The sequence below is a fragment of the Pseudomonas sp. LBUM1647 genome, from assembly GCF_059716175.1.
The window spans coordinates 1,827,484-1,843,401 of record NZ_CP166809.1 but is presented as its reverse complement, the minus strand read 5'-3'; the positions used below and the strand labels follow the sequence as shown (position 1 = coordinate 1,843,401).

The following is a 15,918-nucleotide window of genomic DNA, read 5'->3' as shown; positions in this document are numbered from 1 at the left end:
GTGCGTCAGCGTGTCGCAGTTCTCACTCTGCACCTTTGCAGAGCATTAGTTCTCTTTCTCATTTGACAATCATTATCATTAAGCATAATTTGTCGCTCGATGTGTTGGACGGCTCAGCCCCCGCTTGCCGTCCCACGAACCTATTTGCAGCAAGGTGATTTCCATGACGGAACAAGTGTCCACAAGCAGGTGCGATTCACCGCTACTTCAGGCATTCGTCGACAATCGACTGATTCTGGTCAAGATTGCAGCCCGCATTACCGGCTGCCGGTCGCGTGCTGAAGACGTGGTGCAGGATGCGTTCTTCCGGCTGCAATCCGCGCCGCAGATCACGTCCTCGTTCAAGGCTCAGCTCAGCTACCTGTTCCAGATCGTGCGCAACCTGGCGATCGATCACTACCGCAAACAGGCGCTGGAGCAGAAGTATTCGGGCCCTGAAGAGGAAGGCCTGAACGTGGTGATTCAAGGCGCTTCGCCGGAAACCTCGCACATCAACTTCTCGACGCTGGAACACATCGCCGACGCGCTGACCGAGCTGCCCAGCCGCACCCGCTACGCCTTCGAGATGTACCGCCTGCACGGCGTGCCGCAAAAGGACATCGCCAAGGAGCTTGGCGTCTCGCCGACCCTGGTGAACTTCATGATTCGCGATGCGCTGGTGCACTGCCGCAAGGTGTCGGGCAGTCGTGTGGATACCTTTGCTCGTCGCTGAAACCTTGCCGGTTTCATAAAAAAGATCGCAGCCTTCGGCAGCTCCTACAGGGTGTACGCAATCCCATGTAGGAGCTGCCGAAGGCTGCGATCTTTTAGGCTTAACCCCGGATCACGCCAACTTGCACCGATCAAAAAACCGCTCACGCCCCAGCACCATCAACGCCGCGCGCTTGTGCGGGAAGTCGAACGCTTTCTCGCAGTGAAAACCCTGGTTCTGCATATGCCCGATCATCTTCGCGTTGTCGGCGCGAGGCTCGGCAACCACTCGCTGAGTGCGTGGATCGTCGAGAAACAGGTAATGCGTCAACGCCGATAACCAGCTCGCCACCTTGTGCGGGCCACGGTGATTTTCTTCACCCACCAGCATGTGAATACCGCGGTCGTAATCGCCGGCGTCATAGAACGGCGCGATGCGATCTTCCTTGGCCCAATAGGCTTCAAAGTAGGCGAACGGCTGATCATCGAAACAACCGATCAGCGTCAAGGTGTGGGGATCGGCTTCAAGTTTGCTCAAGTACTCGCGATGCTGCTCGAGGCTGCCCTCCTCCTGCCAGAAACTCGCCACGCGCGGGCTGTTCTGCCAACGATTGAAACGTGCCAAGTCCAGGTCGATGTCCACCGTGCGCAGGGAAATCCAGGCACCGAGGCGCGCATCAAAACGCCGGTAGACTTCACCGCGCGGTTTCACCGGCCGCAGCGGATGACGCTTGCCGCCACTGATGACCAGTTGCTGCGGATAACTCGGTGTCATTGACGCGCCCAGCCAAGGCTGAGGCAACTGCCAGAACAGCGTGCGTTCGCAACGATACTGGCCGACGATTTCGTCAGGGATCAGCAACCCGCTGAGCAATGCTTCGGTGGGGGCTTCATCGAGATGCCAGGTCAGGCGCTGGCAGGCCAGGTCACGGGCAAACAGCCAATAACAGGCCGCCCAGACGGCCCGATTGTCGGCGTGGTCGAAGCGCTCTTCTACTTGCACTTGCAGCGCGGGCTCGCGAGTCAGACGCAACTGAATCAGCGGTTGCCCTTCAAGGCTGAGGCACAGGCGGCTTTCGGTTTCATCAGCTACAAGACGGCTTCCTGTCGGCAAGGCCAGGGCAGTCAGGTCATTCAGAGTAGACATGGGTCGGGCTCACGTTAATCGTCGACAGTTCAACGAGGTGACGTGAGCCAGTGCGGGAAATTTAAGAGAAGTCGGTAAATACGCGACCTGTGGTGCGATCTCAGGTACCCGGGACCAGCACCACGGCGATCTTGTAGGGATCGAAAATCTTCAGCATCTGGCCATTGTCCCGCAACCCTTGCAGCAACTTGCCAAATGCCTCGCCACTGATTGGTGCGGCCGGCCGGAGGATGGCGTAGTGGTGATAGACCTGATCGATACGTTGGGACACCAGCAATTGATCAGCGACTTCCTTGTTGCGTAATAGGTAATCGCTCAGGTAAGAGCGTGTCACCAGGGCAACGTCGGCACGCCCGCGCAGCACCATCAGCAGGTTACTGTCATGGGAATATGTCAGCGTTGCGCCGTAGTTTTGCGCGAGGAATTTTGGATCGGCATTGAAGTTGGCGAATTCGTAGTGATAGCCGCTGAACAGCGCCAGACGCTTGCCGGCGAGGTCGGCAAAATAATTCTGCTGACGAACCGGCTGGCCATCGGGCTGGCGTTGCGCGACAAAAATCTCGGCGTCTTCCAGCCCCATGTCGACGGTGGTGTGCGGAATGTCCTTCCAGCCCCAGTCCGGGTTCTCGAAAATCGCCATGTCCACCCGGCCTTGCTTGAAGTCACCGAAACGCCGGGGAATGGAAGTGGGCACCAACACAAACTGATAGTCGTTCTGCAAGGCATTGAGTGCCTCGACCAGCTGCGGCAGCAAACCGGTGTCAGCACCGGATTCCGGGCGCACGGTATAAGGGGGAAAATGTGCGGCGCCGACCCGCACCAGCTGTGCGGCCTGGGATGGAACCACGCATAACACCGCAAGCGTCGCCAGCAAAAGCCGCGAAGCCGTCCGAATTGGCGAAGACATCAAAACAACCCACTCCCCAAAAAAATACGCTTCAATGCATTCAAGCTAGGCGGTTTCGGCCACTTAGCCAGTTTCCTTCTGATTCAAAACAAACCTACTGTTTTTCTTCCAGCACGAGAATCAATGCCTCATCGGCCAATTGATCGAGGCTCATGCTGCCGCCGGCGCGAAACCAGGTGGTGGTCCAGGACAACGCACCGGTCAGGAAACGACGCGTAATGAACACATCACCGCGGATAAAGCCGGCCTCCTTGGCCTCGCCCAGCACCTGTAGCCAGAGCTCTTCATAAATGTCGCGCAGCGCCAGGACTTGCGCCTGCCCGTCTGCGGACAGCGAGCGCCATTCATACACCAACACCGCCATGGCCTCGCCGCTGCCGCCCATGATCGACTGCAACTCACAACGAATCAGCGCCAGTACCCGCTCGCGCACACTGCCGGCTTCCGCCAGGGCTGCACGCATCAACGCAGTGTTATAGCGAATGGTTTCTTCCATCACCGCCCGCAGGATCTCGTCCTTGCTTTTGAAGTGATGAAAAATACTGCCGGACTGAATCCCCACGGCGCCGGCCAGATCGCGCACGGTGGTGCGTTCGTAACCTTTGTTGCGGAACAGGTGAGCCGCCACTTGCAGCAGTTTGCCGCGGGCGCTGTCCGGGTCGGTCAATTGGCCGCTGTCGACCAATTCGCGCATCACCCTCAGGGCTTTTTGCTCGTCCACCCGTTCTCTCCTACAGTCGATCAATCAAATACGCCGCTCGCCGCTAAAACTGCGGGGTTGCGCGGGCAATTTAAGCTGGCCGGCGCGACCAAGCAAGCGCTCGGGCTGAAGATAGTTAAGCCGTTTACAAACCAAGCGCTTGCTTGGTAGTCTCGATGCACTTCTATCGGAGGTGGCTATGGAGTTGACTGTGCCCAAAACAATCCGCATCGGTTGCGCCAGCGCCTTCTGGGGCGACACCTCGACCGCCGCCGCGCAACTGGTGGAAGGTGGGCGTCTGGACTATCTGGTCTTCGATTATCTGGCCGAAATTACGATGTCGATCATGGCCGGCGCGCGGATGAAAGATCCCCAGGCCGGTTACGCCAGCGACTTCATTGAAGTCCTCAGCCCGCTGTTGGGTCAACTGGCCGAACAGAAAATCTGCGTCATCAGCAACGCCGGCGGGGTCAACCCGCAAGCCTGCGCCGCCGCCCTGCAAGCGGTCTGTGACAAGGCCGGAGTGGCGCTGAAAATCGCCGTGCTGCTGGGCGATGACCTGCAGCCGCAGCTCAAACAGCTGGGCGGCAGCGGTATCCATGAAATGTTCAGCGGCGCGCCCTTGCCGCCGATGTGTGTCTCGACCAACGCCTACCTCGGCGCACCGGGCATCGTCGAAGCCCTGCGTCTGGGCGCCGACATCGTCATCACCGGGCGCGTGGTCGACAGCGCCGTGGTCAGCGCCGCGCTGGTGCATGAGTTCGGCTGGTCGTGGCACAACTACGACAAACTCGCCCAAGCCGCATTGGCCGGGCACATCATCGAATGTGGCGCCCAGTGCACCGGCGGCAACTTCACCGATTGGCGCGAGGTGCCCGACTACGAACACATCGGCTTCCCCATCGTCGAAGTCAGCGCCGACAGCCAGTTCATCGTCAGCAAACCCGAAGGCTCCGGCGGACTGGTCACCCCCCTGACGGTCGGCGAGCAGATGCTGTATGAAATCGGCAACCCGCAGGCCTATCTGCTGCCGGACGTGGTCTGCGATTTCACTGAAGTCAAACTCGTGCAACAAGGCAAAAATGCGGTTCAGGTGCACGGCGCAAAAGGCTTGCCGCCGACCGATCAGTACAAGGTCAGCGCGACGTACCCGGACGGTTTCCGCTGCACCGCCAGTTGCCTGATCGCCGGGATCGATGCGGTCGACAAGGCGCGTCGAGTCAGCGAAGCCATCATCAACAAGACGTCGGACATCTTCAGCCAGCGCGGTTGGCCACCCTACAGCGAAGTGAACATCGAACTGCTCGGCAGCGAAGCCACTTACGGCCCCCACGGTCAGCGTCAGGACAGCCGCGAAGTGGTGATCAAACTCGCGGTGCGCCATCCGGGTAAACAGGCGTTGATTGTGTTCTCCCGTGAGATCGCCCAGGCCGCCACCGGCATGGCGCCGGGACTGACCGGGATTGTCGGTGGACGGCCGACGGTGTATCCGCTGATCCGGCTGTTCTCGTTCCTTATCGACAAAACCGCCTGCACGCTGGAAATTGATCTCAAGGGCCAGCGCCACCCTTGCGCCCTGCCCGCCGTTGATGTACTCGACACCGCCGACCTTCCCGTGGCGTGCGCCCCACCGAAACCCTCAGGCCGGGCCGATGCCAGCGTGACCCTGGTCAAACTCGCCGTGGCGCGCTCCGGTGACAAGGGCAATCACAGCAACATCGGCGTCATGGCCCGTGAGCCGGAGTACCTGCCGTGGATTGCCGAAGCCTTGACGCCGGAAGTGATCGTCGACTGGATGAGTCATGTCCTCGACCCGATCCACGGACGTGTCGAACGCTGGTACCTGCCGGGCACCCACAGCCTTAATTTTCTGCTGGAAAACGCCCTGGGAGGCGGTGGCGTGGCCAGCCTGCGGATCGATCCGCAAGGCAAAGCCTTCGCCCAGCAACTGCTGGAAATCCAGATACCGGTGCCTCAGCGCATCGCCGACCAGGTCAACTAGAGGACTGTCGCCATGGCTTACGATTCGATTTTCAAAGCCGATTTGTTTGCAGGCCAAAACATCATCGTCACCGGTGGCGGCAGCGGCATCGGCCGTTGCACCGCGCACGAACTGGCGGCCCTCGGCGCCCATGTGCTGCTGCTCGGGCGCAAGGCTGACAAGCTGAAAAACGTCGCCGCCGAGATTACCGAAGATGGCGGCAAGGCTGACTGGATGGTCTGCGATATTCGTGAGGAAGAAGCGGTCAAGCATGTGGTCAGTGAGTTGATCCGCAAGCACGGACCGATTCACGGTCTGGTCAACAATGCCGGCGGGCAGTACCCGTCACCACTGGCATCGATCAATCAAAAAGGTTTCGACACGGTGTTGCGCACCAACCTGATGGGCGGCTTCCTGATGGCCCGGGAAGTGTTCAACCAGTCCATGAGCACGCACGGCGGCGCCATCGTCAACATGCTCGCCGACATGTGGGGCGGCATGCCCGGCATGGGCCACTCGGGTGCGGCGCGTTCGGGCATGGACAACCTCACCAAGACTGCCGCGTTCGAATGGGGTTATGCCGGGGTGCGAGTCAACGCCGTGGCGCCGGGCTGGATCGCGTCCAGTGGCATGGACACCTACGAAGGCGCGTTCAAAGCGGTGATCCCGACGTTGCGTGAGCACGTTCCACTGAAACGCATCGGCACCGAATCGGAAGTCAGCGCGGCAATCGTTTTCCTGCTTAGCCCGGCCGCGGCTTTTGTCAGTGGCAGCACCTTGCGCATCGACGGCGCCGCCAGCCTGGGCGGGCGCGCCTGGCCGATACACAAGGCGCAGATCAGCGAGTCGTATAACGGCTTCCATCGCGCCTACTTGCCGGACGTCCTCAAGGATAAGGAATAAGTCATGCCGGTGATTCATTCGCAAGTGGACCCGTTCAGCGAACAGTTCGCGCGCAATCGCGCTGCGATGCTGGTCGGCATCGAGCACGTCCGCCAGCTCGAACAGAACCTGCTGAACAAGGCGGCCGAAGCAAAACCCAGGTTTGACAAGCGCGGCCAATTGTTGCCCCGCGAACGCCTCAATCTGCTGCTGGACCCTGGCGCACCGTTTCTCGAACTGGCGAGCCTCGCCGGCTACAAGCTGCACGACGACAAAGATGGCAGCTCCGCAGGCGGCGGATTGATCGCCGGGATCGGCTACGTGTCCGGCGTGCGGGCACTGGTGGTGGCGAACAACAGTGCGATCAAGGGCGGGACCATTTCCCCCAGCGGTTTGAAAAAATCCCTGCGCCTGCAACAGATCGCCATGGAGAACAAACTGCCGGTCATTACCCTGGCCGAAAGCGGTGGCGCCAACCTCAATTACGCGGCGGAGATTTTCGTCGAAGGTGCCCGCAGCTTTGCCAATCAGGCGCGGATGTCGGCCATGGGCCTGCCGCAAATCACCGTAGTCCATGGCTCGGCCACGGCGGGCGGCGCCTATCAGCCGGGGTTGTCGGATTACGTGGTGGTGGTGCGTGGTAAGGCCAAGCTGTTTCTGGCCGGCCCGCCGCTGCTCAAGGCTGCCACCGGCGAAGTCGCCACCGATGAAGCACTGGGCGGCGCCGAGATGCATGCGCAAATCGCCGGCACCGCGGAATACCTGGCCGAGAACGATGCCGATGGCGTGCGCCAGGTGCGCGAGATTGTCAGCCTGTTGCCGTGGAATGATCAGTTGCCCTGGGTACCCGAACGTCGGTGGGAAGAACCGCTCTACCCCATCGACGAGTTGCTCGGGCTGATTCCGGACGACGCGAAAAAACCTTACGACGTGCGCGAAATCATCGCGCGGATTGCCGACGGCTCTAACTTTCTCGAATTCAAGGGTGAGTTCGATCAGCAAACCGTCTGCGGCCATTTGCAGATTCAAGGCCGCGCCTGCGGGTTCATTGGCAACAATGGGCCGATCACGCCCAAGGGTGCGAGCAAGGCGGCGCAGTTCATTCAGCTCTGTGACCAAAGCCAGACGCCGCTGCTGTTTTTTCACAACACCACCGGGTTCATGGTCGGCACCGAGTCGGAGCAGCAAGGCGTGATCAAACACGGCGCGAAAATGATTCAAGCGGTGGCCAACGCCCGGGTGCCTAAACTGACCATCGTCGTCGGTGGCTCCTACGGCGCCGGCAACTACGCGATGTGCGGCCGCGGCCTCGACCCGCGCTTCATTTTTGCCTGGCCCAACAGCCGCACGGCGGTGATGGGCGGCGCCCAGGCCGGCAAAGTGCTGCGAATCGTCACCGAGGCCAAGCAGGCCAAGGACGGCCTGGTGCCCGACCCGAAAATGCTCGACATGCTGGAACAAGTCACCGCGCAGAAACTCGACAGCCAGTCCACCGCACTCTATGGCAGCGCCAGTTTGTGGGACGACGGGTTGATTGATCCGCGGGATACCCGGACCTTGCTCGGGTACTTGCTGGATATCTGTCATGAAGCCGACGTGTGGCCGCTGCAAACCAACAGTTTTGGCGTAGCCCGTTTCTAAGGGCGCTCAGGAGAACAATAAAAAATGATCTTCACCCAGGAACACGAAGCACTGCGCCGCACCGTCCGCCAATTCGTCGATCACGAGATCAATCCTCACGTCGAGGAATGGGAAAAGGCCGGGCGCTTTCCGATCCACGAGATCTTCCGCAAGGCCGGGGACCTCGGCCTGCTGGGGATTTCCAAACCGGAAAAGTTTGGCGGCATGGGGCTCGATTACAGCTATTCGATCGTCGCGGCTGAAGAGTTCGGCACCATCCACTGCGGCGGCATTCCGATGTCCATCGGCGTACAGACCGACATGTGCACCCCGGCGTTGGCGCGTTTCGGCTCCGATGAACTGCGCGAAGAGTTTCTCCGTCCGGCGATCACTGGCGAGCAGGTCGGTTGCATCGGTGTATCCGAAGTCGGCGCTGGTTCCGACGTGGCCGGTTTGAAAACCACCGCCCGCAAGGACGGCGACGACTACGTGATCAACGGCAGCAAGATGTGGATCACCAACTCACCGAGTGCCGATTTCATCTGTCTGCTGGCCAACACCTCGGACGACAAACCGCACATCAACAAATCGCTGATCATGGTGCCGATGAACACCCCTGGTATCAGCCTCAGCTCGCACCTGGACAAGCTCGGCATGCGCAGTTCAGAAACCGCCCAGGTGTTTTTCGACAACGTGCGCGTGCCGCAACGCAACCGCATCGGCCATGAAGGCGCGGGGTTCATGATGCAGATGCTGCAGTTCCAGGAGGAACGGCTGTTCGGCGCGGCAAACATGATCAAGGGCCTGGAGTACTGCGTCGACAGCACCATCGAGTACTGCAAGGAGCGCAAAACCTTCGGCAATGCGCTGATCGACAATCAGGTCATCCACTTCCGCCTGGCCGAACTGCAAACCGAAATCGAATGCCTGCGGGCATTGGTCTATCAAGCCACCGAGCAATACATCAAAGGCCAGGACGTCACCCGTCTGGCGTCGATGGCCAAACTCAAGGCCGGACGGCTGGGCCGGGAAGTCAGCGACAGCTGCCTGCAATACTGGGGCGGCATGGGCTTCATGTGGGACAACCCGGTGGCCCGCGCTTACCGTGACGTGCGGCTGGTGTCGATCGGCGGCGGTGCCGACGAAATCATGCTGGGGATCATCTGCAAACTCATGGGCATCCTGCCGGGGAAAAAGAAATGAGCACTTTGCCGGTTTGCCAGACCTTGCTGCTCGAACCGCATAACGGTGTCCTGCACATCACCCTCAACCGCTCCGAAAGCCGCAACGCCATGAGCTTGCAGATGGTCGCCGAACTGCGTGCGGTGCTGGCGGCGGTGCGTGACGACCGAGCCATTCGCGCGCTGGTGATCGGTGGTGCGGGCGGGCATTTTTGCGCTGGTGGCGACATCAAGGACATGGCCAACGCACGCGCTCAAGGCCCGAGCGCGTATCGCGACTTGAATCGCGCATTCGGTGCGCTGCTGCAAGAGGTACAACACGCACCACAAGTGGTGATCACGGTGCTGCAAGGCGCGGTGCTCGGCGGTGGTTTTGGGCTGGCCTGCGTCAGCGACGTCGCCTTGGCCGATCATCAGGCGCAATTCGGTCTGCCGGAAACCAGCCTCGGTCTGCTGCCGGCGCAAATCGCGCCGTTCGTGGTGCAGCGCATCGGCCTGACCCAGACGCGTCGACTGGCGCTGACCGCGGCACGTTTCGATGGCACACAGGCACGACGCATGGGGTTGGTGCATTTTGTCGAGCATGACGCGCAAGCGTTGGCCGAGCGTCTCGATGAAATTCTGGCCCATGTGTTGTGCTGCGCGCCTGAGGCCAATGCGACGACCAAAAAACTCTTGCTCGCGAGTGCCGGACAGCCATCGAATGCGTTGCTGGATGAAGCGGCCGACTGGTTCAGCGAGGCGGTGACCGGGGCTGAAGGTATTGAGGGGACCATGGCCTTCGTGCAGAAACGTAAACCGGGCTGGGCCCTTTAAAAGCATCGTCGGAACGCCGCCCGGAGCAAGCCCGCTCCCACATTTGAAATGCATTCCCCTGTGGGAGCGAGCTTGCTCGCGAAGAGGCCATCACTTTCACCGCACAACTCCAGAGAAGACCCAATGCCCGCCTTCAGCAAAATCCTGATCGCCAACCGCGGTGAAATCGCCTGCCGCATCCAGCGCACCGCCCAGGCTCTGGGCTATCGCACGGTCGCGGTGTTCAGCGATGCCGACGCCGATGCGCTGCATGTGCAGCTGGCTGACGAAGCCGTGAGCATCGGCCCGGCACCGGTGCAGCAGTCCTATCTGAATATCCCGGCCATTCTCGACGCCGCCCGGCGCACGGGTGCTGACGCAATCCATCCAGGCTACGGCTTCCTCTCGGAAAACGCCGGGTTCGCCCGCGCCTGCCAGAATGCCGGCATCACCTTTATTGGCCCCAGCCCCGAAGCCATCGAACTGATGGGCAGCAAACGCCTGTCGAAACTCGCCATGCTCGATGCCGGTGTGCCGTGCATCAAGGGTTATCAGGGCGAAGAACAGGACGACGCCACCCTGAGCCGCGAAGCCGCAGACATCGGCTATCCGCTGATGATCAAGGCCAGTGCCGGCGGTGGCGGGCGTGGCATGCGCCTGGTGCACGAGGCCAATGATTTGCTCGAACAACTGCGAACCGCCCGCTCCGAAGCGCTGAACGGGTTTGGCAGTGACGAACTGATTCTCGAGCAAGCGCTGATCGACCCGCGTCACGTCGAAGTTCAACTGTTCGGCGACCAGCACGGCAACCTTATCTACCTTGGCGAACGCGATTGCTCGATCCAGCGTCGCCATCAAAAAGTCATCGAAGAAGCGCCCTGCCCGGTGATGAACGCCGAGTTGCGTCAGGCCATGGGTGAAGCGGCGCTCAAGGCGGGGCGCGCAGTGAATTACGTCGGCGCTGGCACTGTCGAGTTCCTGCTGGATGCGCGTGGGCAGTTTTACTTTCTGGAGATGAACACCCGACTCCAGGTGGAGCACCCGGTGACCGAATTGATCACCGGCCTCGATCTGGTGGCCTGGCAGTTGCACGTCGCCGAAGGACTGCCGCTACCCTTGCGCCAGGAGCAGGTTCAGCTCAACGGCCATGCCATGGAAGTCCGTTTGTACGCCGAAGATCCGGCACACGGTTTTCTGCCACAGACCGGTCGCATCACCGCCTGGGAGCCTGCGTTGCAGAGCGGCGTGCGGATCGATCATGGCTTGATCGAAGGCCAGACAGTCAGCCCATTTTATGACCCGATGCTGGGCAAGATCATCGCCCACGGCGCCACCCGCGAAGAAGCCCGGCGCAAATTGCTGCGGGCGGTTCAGGACAGCGTGCTGCTCGGCGTGCAAAGCAATCAGCGCTTGCTCGCCAGCCTGCTCGAACACCCGCAGTTCATCAGTGGCGAGTTCAGCACCGGGTTCATCCCGGCACACTTTTCCGAGCATCCTTGCCTGCATGCGCATGTGCCGAGCGCCGAAGAACTGGCCATCGCTGCTGCGCTGTTCTATCAGGCCTCGGCGCAGGTTCATCACGCGCCACTGGCCGGTTGGCGCAACAACGCCAGCGTGCCGTTGCACTATCGAATCGGCCTTGAGGATCAGGAGTGGTCAGTGGAATTGAACGCTGTGCCGGGTGAACCGTATCGGATTCAAGTCGCCACAACGCCCTTTGAATTGAAGGTCATCCAGTGCGATGGACGCTGGGCCAGCCTGGAAATCAACGGTATCCGGCGACGTAATGCTTATCGTCTCGAGGCAGGACAACTCTGGCTGTTCACCCGTCCCGGCAGTGTGCGGTTGGAGGACCGGACGCAGGCCGTGGTCAACAGCCAGGCCAGCGTCAGCACCGGCACCCTCAAGGCTCCGATGGACGGGGCGATCGTCGACGTGCTGGTGACTGAGGGCAGCCCGGTCAGTAAAGGCCAGTTATTGGTGGTGCTGGAGGCGATGAAAATGGAGCATCCGCTCAAGTCGGGCATCGACGGCGTGCTCAAACGCTTGCAGGTCAGGGTCGGTGACCAGGTGAAAAATCGTCAGATTTTGTTGGAGGTCGAATAAGCCGCTAGGCGGATCCGCCGGGTTTGGCTACGCTCAAGCCCTATCAGGACGCGGATACCAGGAACCCTGCGATGCCTCACTGGCTGGTCATTGATCTAGAAGCCACCACCGATGAGGGTGGTTGGCCAGTAACGGAAATGGAAGTCATCGAAATCGGCGCCACCCTGGTGGACCGCAAGGGGCGTGAAGTGGATCATTTCCAGCGCTTCGTGCGGCCATTGCGGCGGCCCCTGCTGACGCCGTTTTGCCGGGAGCTGACGCACATTACTCAGGCCAACGTCGATATGGCCGAGCTGTTGAGCGAGGTCTGGCCGTCGTTCGAGCAGTGGCTCGGGCCACATCATTCGCACCTGGAAGGCTGGGTCAGTTGGGGCGATTACGATCGCAAGCAACTGCTTCAGGAATGGCAGCGCCTGCAACTCGACAGCGCCCTGAGCCGCGTGCCGCACATCAACCTCAAACAGCGCTTTGCCAAGGCCCATCGACTGGAGCGTCCGTTGGGGCTCAATGGCGCCCTGCAACTGGCTGGCCTGCAATTCAATGGCCAGCAACACCGGGCGCTGGAGGATGCGCGCAATACGGCGCGTCTGTTACCGCATATTTTCCCTCCTTTGGAGAGGTGACGGCGCGGGGCCCCTTGTGCATACTGGCCGGCCCTTTTCAGCCCTTTTCGAGGAATCGCCCATGTTTAAAGTCAACGAGTACTTCGACGGCACCGTCAAGTCGATCGCCTTTGGCACCGCTGAAGGTCCTGCGACCATCGGCGTCATGGCACCGGGCGAATACGAATTCGGCACCAGCCAGCGTGAAATCATGCACGTGGTGTCCGGCGCCCTGACCGTCAAACTGCCGGACAGCAGCGACTGGGAAACCTTCGCCGCCGGCAGCCAGTTCAACGTGCCCGCCAACAGCAAGTTCCAGCTGAAAGTGGCCGTCGACACCGCTTACCTGTGCGAATACCGCGGCTAAACCCCTGGGTTTTCACAGCGACAAAAAAATGCCCGTGTCCTTGGACACGGGCACTTTTTGTTCAAGGGCAGTCAGCCAGATTGTCTTATTCCAGAACCGTCACCGGCATACCGACTTCAAGTCGGCCATTGCTGTCGTTGACCAGGTTCTGCCCGAACATCGCACCATCGGCTTCGGCACGGTATTTCTGCAACGTGGCCAGAGGTTCGCGATCTTCGCTACGCTCACCGGTTTGCGGGTCGATGGTGGTCAGAATGCAACGTGAACACGACTTGACCACGCGGAACTCGACATCGCCGATGCGGATACGCTTCCAGCCATCTTCGGCATACGCCTCGCTGCCCTCGATCACCAGGTTGGGCCGAAAGCGCAGCATTTCCAGCGGGCGCCCGACTTTTTGCGACAAGTCCTCCAGTGAGGCCTGTCCGATCAGCAACAGCGGAAAGCCATCGGCGAAGGCCACCTGATCGTCATCCTTGCCGTAGCCGGCCTGAGTGGTCCGTGCGCGATCAAGAGGTACTTGTACCAGGCGAGTCGGTTTGCCAATGAATTCGCTGACCCAGGCACCCGCCTCGTCACCGGCATCCGGCACACGCAACGTATCGCGCCAAATGGTCACGCCACGCAGTTCCGCGTCGCTGGCAGGCAAGGCGATATCGATCGGTGAGCGGCCCGGCGCACTGAGGGTCAAGCCACCGTCGGCATTCCACAACGCCGACAGCTGACTCATCTGCGCCACTGCACGTTGAGTCAGAAAGCGCCCGCTGGCCTCGTCCACCAGCATCCAGCGTCGATCACCGTTCAGGCCCAGCTTGTCGAGGCTGACCTGCTGCAGGGTCTCGCCCTTGCCGGATTTCAACGGATAACGATAAAGCGCGCTCAGACGCAACATGGCCAGCTCCCTGGTGGGCAAAAACGCCACCCTATACGAGCTTGATCGCCGAATCAAAGGCTGACTTCAGGTCAGCCTGCACCGTTATCAGGCAGGCACTTCATCGAGCATCAAGCGCTGGCGCACCACATCGACGAGTTTGTCCGGCTGGAATTTGGAGAGGAAGTTGTCGCAGCCGACCTTCTTCACCATCGAGTCGTTGAAGCTGCCGGACAACGAGGTATGCAGAACCACATAAAGGCCACGCAGACGCGGGTCGTTGCGGATTTCCGTGGTCAGGCGATAGCCGTCCATCTCCGGCATTTCCGCGTCGGTGAAGATCATCAGCAGTTTGTCGGTCATGTTCACACCGGTATCGGCCCAGGCCTTGAGCATGTTCAGTGCCTTCAAGCCATCGCTGGCGATGTGCATCTTCACGCCCAACTGACCCAGGGTGTCACGCAATTGCGACAGGGCAACGTTCGAGTCGTCTACCAGCAACACTTCACGGCCACGGGCGCGTTCCAGAACCGGATCGTCGAGTTTGTCGCGCGATACCTTGGCGTTGTACGGGACGATTTCCGCCAGGACTTTTTCGACGTCGATGATTTCCACCAACTGATCGTCGACCTTGCTGATGGCCGTCAAATAATGCTGACGACCGGCGCTGGCCGGCGGCGGCAGAATGGCTTCCCAGTTCATGTTGACGATACGGTCCACACCACCGACCAGGAACGCCTGCACCGAACGGTTGTACTCGGTGACGATGATCGTACTGGTCGGGCTTGGCACCAGCGGACGCATACCGATGGCCTGGGACAGGTCGATCACCGGCAGGGTCTGGCCACGCAAATTAACCACACCGCAGACAAACGGATGACGCTGGGGCATCAGGGTCAGCTTCGGCAGTTGCAGCACTTCCTGCACTTTGAAGACGTTGATCGCGAACAATTGCCGTCCGGCCAGCCGGAACATGAGAATTTCCAGGCGATTCTCACCCACCAGTTGCGTGCGTTGGTCTACCGTGTCGAGAATGCCGGCCATCAATGACTCCTGGGCTTGTTCTGATGAATTCACTAAAGGGGGTTATCGGCTGTTTTTGCCGGACCTTGACCCCCGTGTAAAATGCCACGACCAAACGTTGATGTCACATTAACATCATGCTTTACTGGCCAGGCGATTTCATCTGCCCCATTGCCTGCCGCGAGACCTCGTTTCGTTCGGCTGGTTCCCCCGTGTAAGGGATTCCCCTAGTAGCAATCAGGTCCAACCTGATATTCGCAATATCCAATAGCCATTAATGTGACGCCATTCTCATTGCATGAACGGAGTCAGGCTTTTGTGTGCGATCGCAGGTAAGTGGCCATCCACCCTATCGAATTCCCCAGCCTGCACCCAGGCAGGCCGGCGCGCGATCTCACGACGGCATGGCAATGCGGGGACTCTGATCGTCCCCGTCGACACACACGACATCCCCTCATTTGACATGACGTTGTGGAGATAAGCATGCCGAACGATCGTAAAGAGTGGGCTCAACGGCTCCCGGAGTTTCTCGTCGAAGCAGAGACACTCCTGGTTAAAACCGAGGAATGCCTGAGTCATTTGCAACTGATCAGCAATGACAAGGACGCCATCGACTGCATGCTTAGCACCCTGCTCAAACTGGCCAACAAGGCTGATGCGCTGGCTCTGGCAGCCGTTTCGGAGTTTTCGCTGCTCATTCATGGTTTGCTGAGCCACGCCCAGAATCACATGGACTTGCACGACCAGGCCTTGGATGCGCTGAAAGATTGCCTGACGTTGATCGCCTGGCAACTCGAGCTTATTGATCAGAAGACCGGCCAACTCAGCCTTGATGACAGTGAACAGACCTCCCTGATCGAAGCCTTCGCCTTTCAGGTCGGACACAGTCAGTTTCAGCCCCCCGCTAATTCCAAACCGTTCACACTCGTTTCCTTTTCGGGTCGGCAAGCCTGAACTTATCGGAGCACTATGCGGCGCTCCGAATTTTTATTGCCATGACCGCCTCTTTAACGTTAACGAGGTCATGTCGCAATTAAATATTTCAT

Annotated in this window: 15 protein-coding genes; 10 read left to right on the top strand and 5 right to left on the bottom strand. The window is 60.0% G+C overall.

Translation table 11 applies throughout. The annotated features are described in order from the left end of the window. The first annotated feature begins 163 nt into the window (after positions 1-163). Positions 164-712: an RNA polymerase factor sigma-70 gene (locus ACA059_RS08400; protein WP_008145913.1), complete on the top strand. Its 549-nt coding sequence runs from the start codon at positions 164-166 to the stop codon at positions 710-712. A 111-nt stretch (positions 713-823) separates the two neighbouring features. Here the strand turns inward: ACA059_RS08400 and ACA059_RS08395 are convergent, their stop codons facing one another. The 3 genes from ACA059_RS08395 to ACA059_RS08385 form a co-directional block, all read right to left on the bottom strand. Continuing rightward, positions 824-1,837 carry a GNAT family N-acetyltransferase gene (locus ACA059_RS08395; RefSeq protein ID WP_497633384.1) on the bottom strand — a complete coding sequence of 338 codons (1,014 nt, stop codon included), beginning with the start codon at positions 1,835-1,837 and terminating at the stop codon, positions 824-826. 100 nt (positions 1,838-1,937) lie between these two features. Next, positions 1,938-2,744, bottom strand: coding sequence for a substrate-binding periplasmic protein (locus tag ACA059_RS08390; protein ID WP_497633383.1), 807 nt, complete (start codon positions 2,742-2,744; stop codon positions 1,938-1,940). A gap of 94 nt (positions 2,745-2,838) precedes the next feature. After that, positions 2,839-3,465, bottom strand: coding sequence for a TetR/AcrR family transcriptional regulator (locus tag ACA059_RS08385; protein ID WP_008145910.1), 627 nt, complete (start codon positions 3,463-3,465; stop codon positions 2,839-2,841). Between the two features lie 190 nt (positions 3,466-3,655). Between ACA059_RS08385 and ACA059_RS08380 the strand changes: the two genes are divergently transcribed. The 8 genes from ACA059_RS08380 (at position 3,656) to ppnP (ending at position 12,978) form a co-directional block, all read left to right on the top strand. Further along, the gene (locus ACA059_RS08380) at positions 3,656-5,446 is read left to right on the top strand and encodes an acyclic terpene utilization AtuA family protein (protein WP_497633382.1); all 1,791 of its coding nucleotides are present in this window, start codon (positions 3,656-3,658) and stop codon (positions 5,444-5,446) included. A 12-nt stretch (positions 5,447-5,458) separates the two neighbouring features. Then, positions 5,459-6,328, top strand: coding sequence for an SDR family oxidoreductase (locus ACA059_RS08375; RefSeq protein WP_415757360.1), 870 nt, complete (start codon positions 5,459-5,461; stop codon positions 6,326-6,328). Positions 6,329-6,331: 3 nt separating this feature from the next. After that, on the top strand, positions 6,332-7,948 hold the full coding sequence (gene atuC / locus ACA059_RS08370) for a geranyl-CoA carboxylase subunit beta (protein ID WP_497633381.1): 1,617 nt from the start codon (positions 6,332-6,334) through the stop codon (positions 7,946-7,948). Between the two features lie 24 nt (positions 7,949-7,972). After that, positions 7,973-9,130: a citronellyl-CoA dehydrogenase gene (atuD, locus tag ACA059_RS08365; protein WP_483841231.1), complete on the top strand. Its 1,158-nt coding sequence runs from the start codon at positions 7,973-7,975 to the stop codon at positions 9,128-9,130. Further along, a complete protein-coding gene (locus tag ACA059_RS08360) occupies positions 9,127-9,924 on the top strand; it encodes an enoyl-CoA hydratase/isomerase family protein (RefSeq protein WP_497633380.1) in 798 nt (265 codons plus the stop codon). The genes atuD and ACA059_RS08360 overlap by 4 nt, the downstream gene beginning before the upstream one ends. 123 nt (positions 9,925-10,047) lie before the next feature. Continuing rightward, positions 10,048-12,009, top strand: coding sequence for an acetyl/propionyl/methylcrotonyl-CoA carboxylase subunit alpha (locus ACA059_RS08355; protein WP_497633379.1), 1,962 nt, complete (start codon positions 10,048-10,050; stop codon positions 12,007-12,009). A 71-nt stretch (positions 12,010-12,080) separates the two neighbouring features. Continuing rightward, a complete protein-coding gene (locus ACA059_RS08350) occupies positions 12,081-12,632 on the top strand; it encodes a 3'-5' exonuclease (RefSeq protein ID WP_497633378.1) in 552 nt (183 codons plus the stop codon). A 61-nt stretch (positions 12,633-12,693) separates the two neighbouring features. After that, positions 12,694-12,978, top strand: coding sequence for a pyrimidine/purine nucleoside phosphorylase (gene ppnP / locus ACA059_RS08345; RefSeq protein ID WP_007940055.1), 285 nt, complete (start codon positions 12,694-12,696; stop codon positions 12,976-12,978). Positions 12,979-13,063: 85 nt separating this feature from the next. Here the strand turns inward: ppnP and ACA059_RS08340 are convergent, their stop codons facing one another. Together ACA059_RS08340 and ACA059_RS08335 are read right to left on the bottom strand one after the other, a co-directional pair. Beyond that, complete coding sequence (locus ACA059_RS08340; protein ID WP_497633377.1) at positions 13,064-13,870, bottom strand: MOSC domain-containing protein; 807 nt, start codon at positions 13,868-13,870, stop codon at positions 13,064-13,066. 87 nt (positions 13,871-13,957) lie between these two features. Continuing rightward, the gene (locus tag ACA059_RS08335; protein ID WP_046049189.1) at positions 13,958-14,893 is read right to left on the bottom strand and encodes a chemotaxis protein CheV; all 936 of its coding nucleotides are present in this window, start codon (positions 14,891-14,893) and stop codon (positions 13,958-13,960) included. Positions 14,894-15,355: 462 nt separating this feature from the next. Between ACA059_RS08335 and ACA059_RS08330 the strand changes: the two genes are divergently transcribed. Then, the gene (locus tag ACA059_RS08330) at positions 15,356-15,826 is read left to right on the top strand and encodes a hypothetical protein (RefSeq protein WP_497633376.1); all 471 of its coding nucleotides are present in this window, start codon (positions 15,356-15,358) and stop codon (positions 15,824-15,826) included. Positions 15,827-15,918: the final 92 nt, after the last annotated feature.

What these genes read in the sequence shown, in the direction of transcription:
- ACA059_RS08340 (WP_497633377.1), bottom strand. Translation starts at nt 13,870, where the DNA reads ATGTTGCGTCTGAGCGCGCTTTATCGTTATCCGTTGAAATCCGGCAAG.
- ACA059_RS08395 (WP_497633384.1), bottom strand. Translation starts at nt 1,837, where the DNA reads ATGTCTACTCTGAATGACCTGACTGCCCTGGCCTTGCCGACAGGAAGC.
- atuD (WP_483841231.1), top strand. Translation starts at nt 7,973, where the DNA reads ATGATCTTCACCCAGGAACACGAAGCACTGCGCCGCACCGTCCGCCAA.
- atuC (WP_497633381.1), top strand. Translation starts at nt 6,332, where the DNA reads ATGCCGGTGATTCATTCGCAAGTGGACCCGTTCAGCGAACAGTTCGCG.
- ACA059_RS08355 (WP_497633379.1), top strand. Translation starts at nt 10,048, where the DNA reads ATGCCCGCCTTCAGCAAAATCCTGATCGCCAACCGCGGTGAAATCGCC.
- ACA059_RS08360 (WP_497633380.1), top strand. Translation starts at nt 9,127, where the DNA reads ATGAGCACTTTGCCGGTTTGCCAGACCTTGCTGCTCGAACCGCATAAC.
- ACA059_RS08390 (WP_497633383.1), bottom strand. Translation starts at nt 2,744, where the DNA reads ATGTCTTCGCCAATTCGGACGGCTTCGCGGCTTTTGCTGGCGACGCTT.
- ACA059_RS08330 (WP_497633376.1), top strand. Translation starts at nt 15,356, where the DNA reads ATGCCGAACGATCGTAAAGAGTGGGCTCAACGGCTCCCGGAGTTTCTC.
- ppnP (WP_007940055.1), top strand. Translation starts at nt 12,694, where the DNA reads ATGTTTAAAGTCAACGAGTACTTCGACGGCACCGTCAAGTCGATCGCC.
- ACA059_RS08400 (WP_008145913.1), top strand. Translation starts at nt 164, where the DNA reads ATGACGGAACAAGTGTCCACAAGCAGGTGCGATTCACCGCTACTTCAG.
- ACA059_RS08335 (WP_046049189.1), bottom strand. Translation starts at nt 14,893, where the DNA reads ATGGCCGGCATTCTCGACACGGTAGACCAACGCACGCAACTGGTGGGT.
- ACA059_RS08375 (WP_415757360.1), top strand. Translation starts at nt 5,459, where the DNA reads ATGGCTTACGATTCGATTTTCAAAGCCGATTTGTTTGCAGGCCAAAAC.
- ACA059_RS08350 (WP_497633378.1), top strand. Translation starts at nt 12,081, where the DNA reads ATGCCTCACTGGCTGGTCATTGATCTAGAAGCCACCACCGATGAGGGT.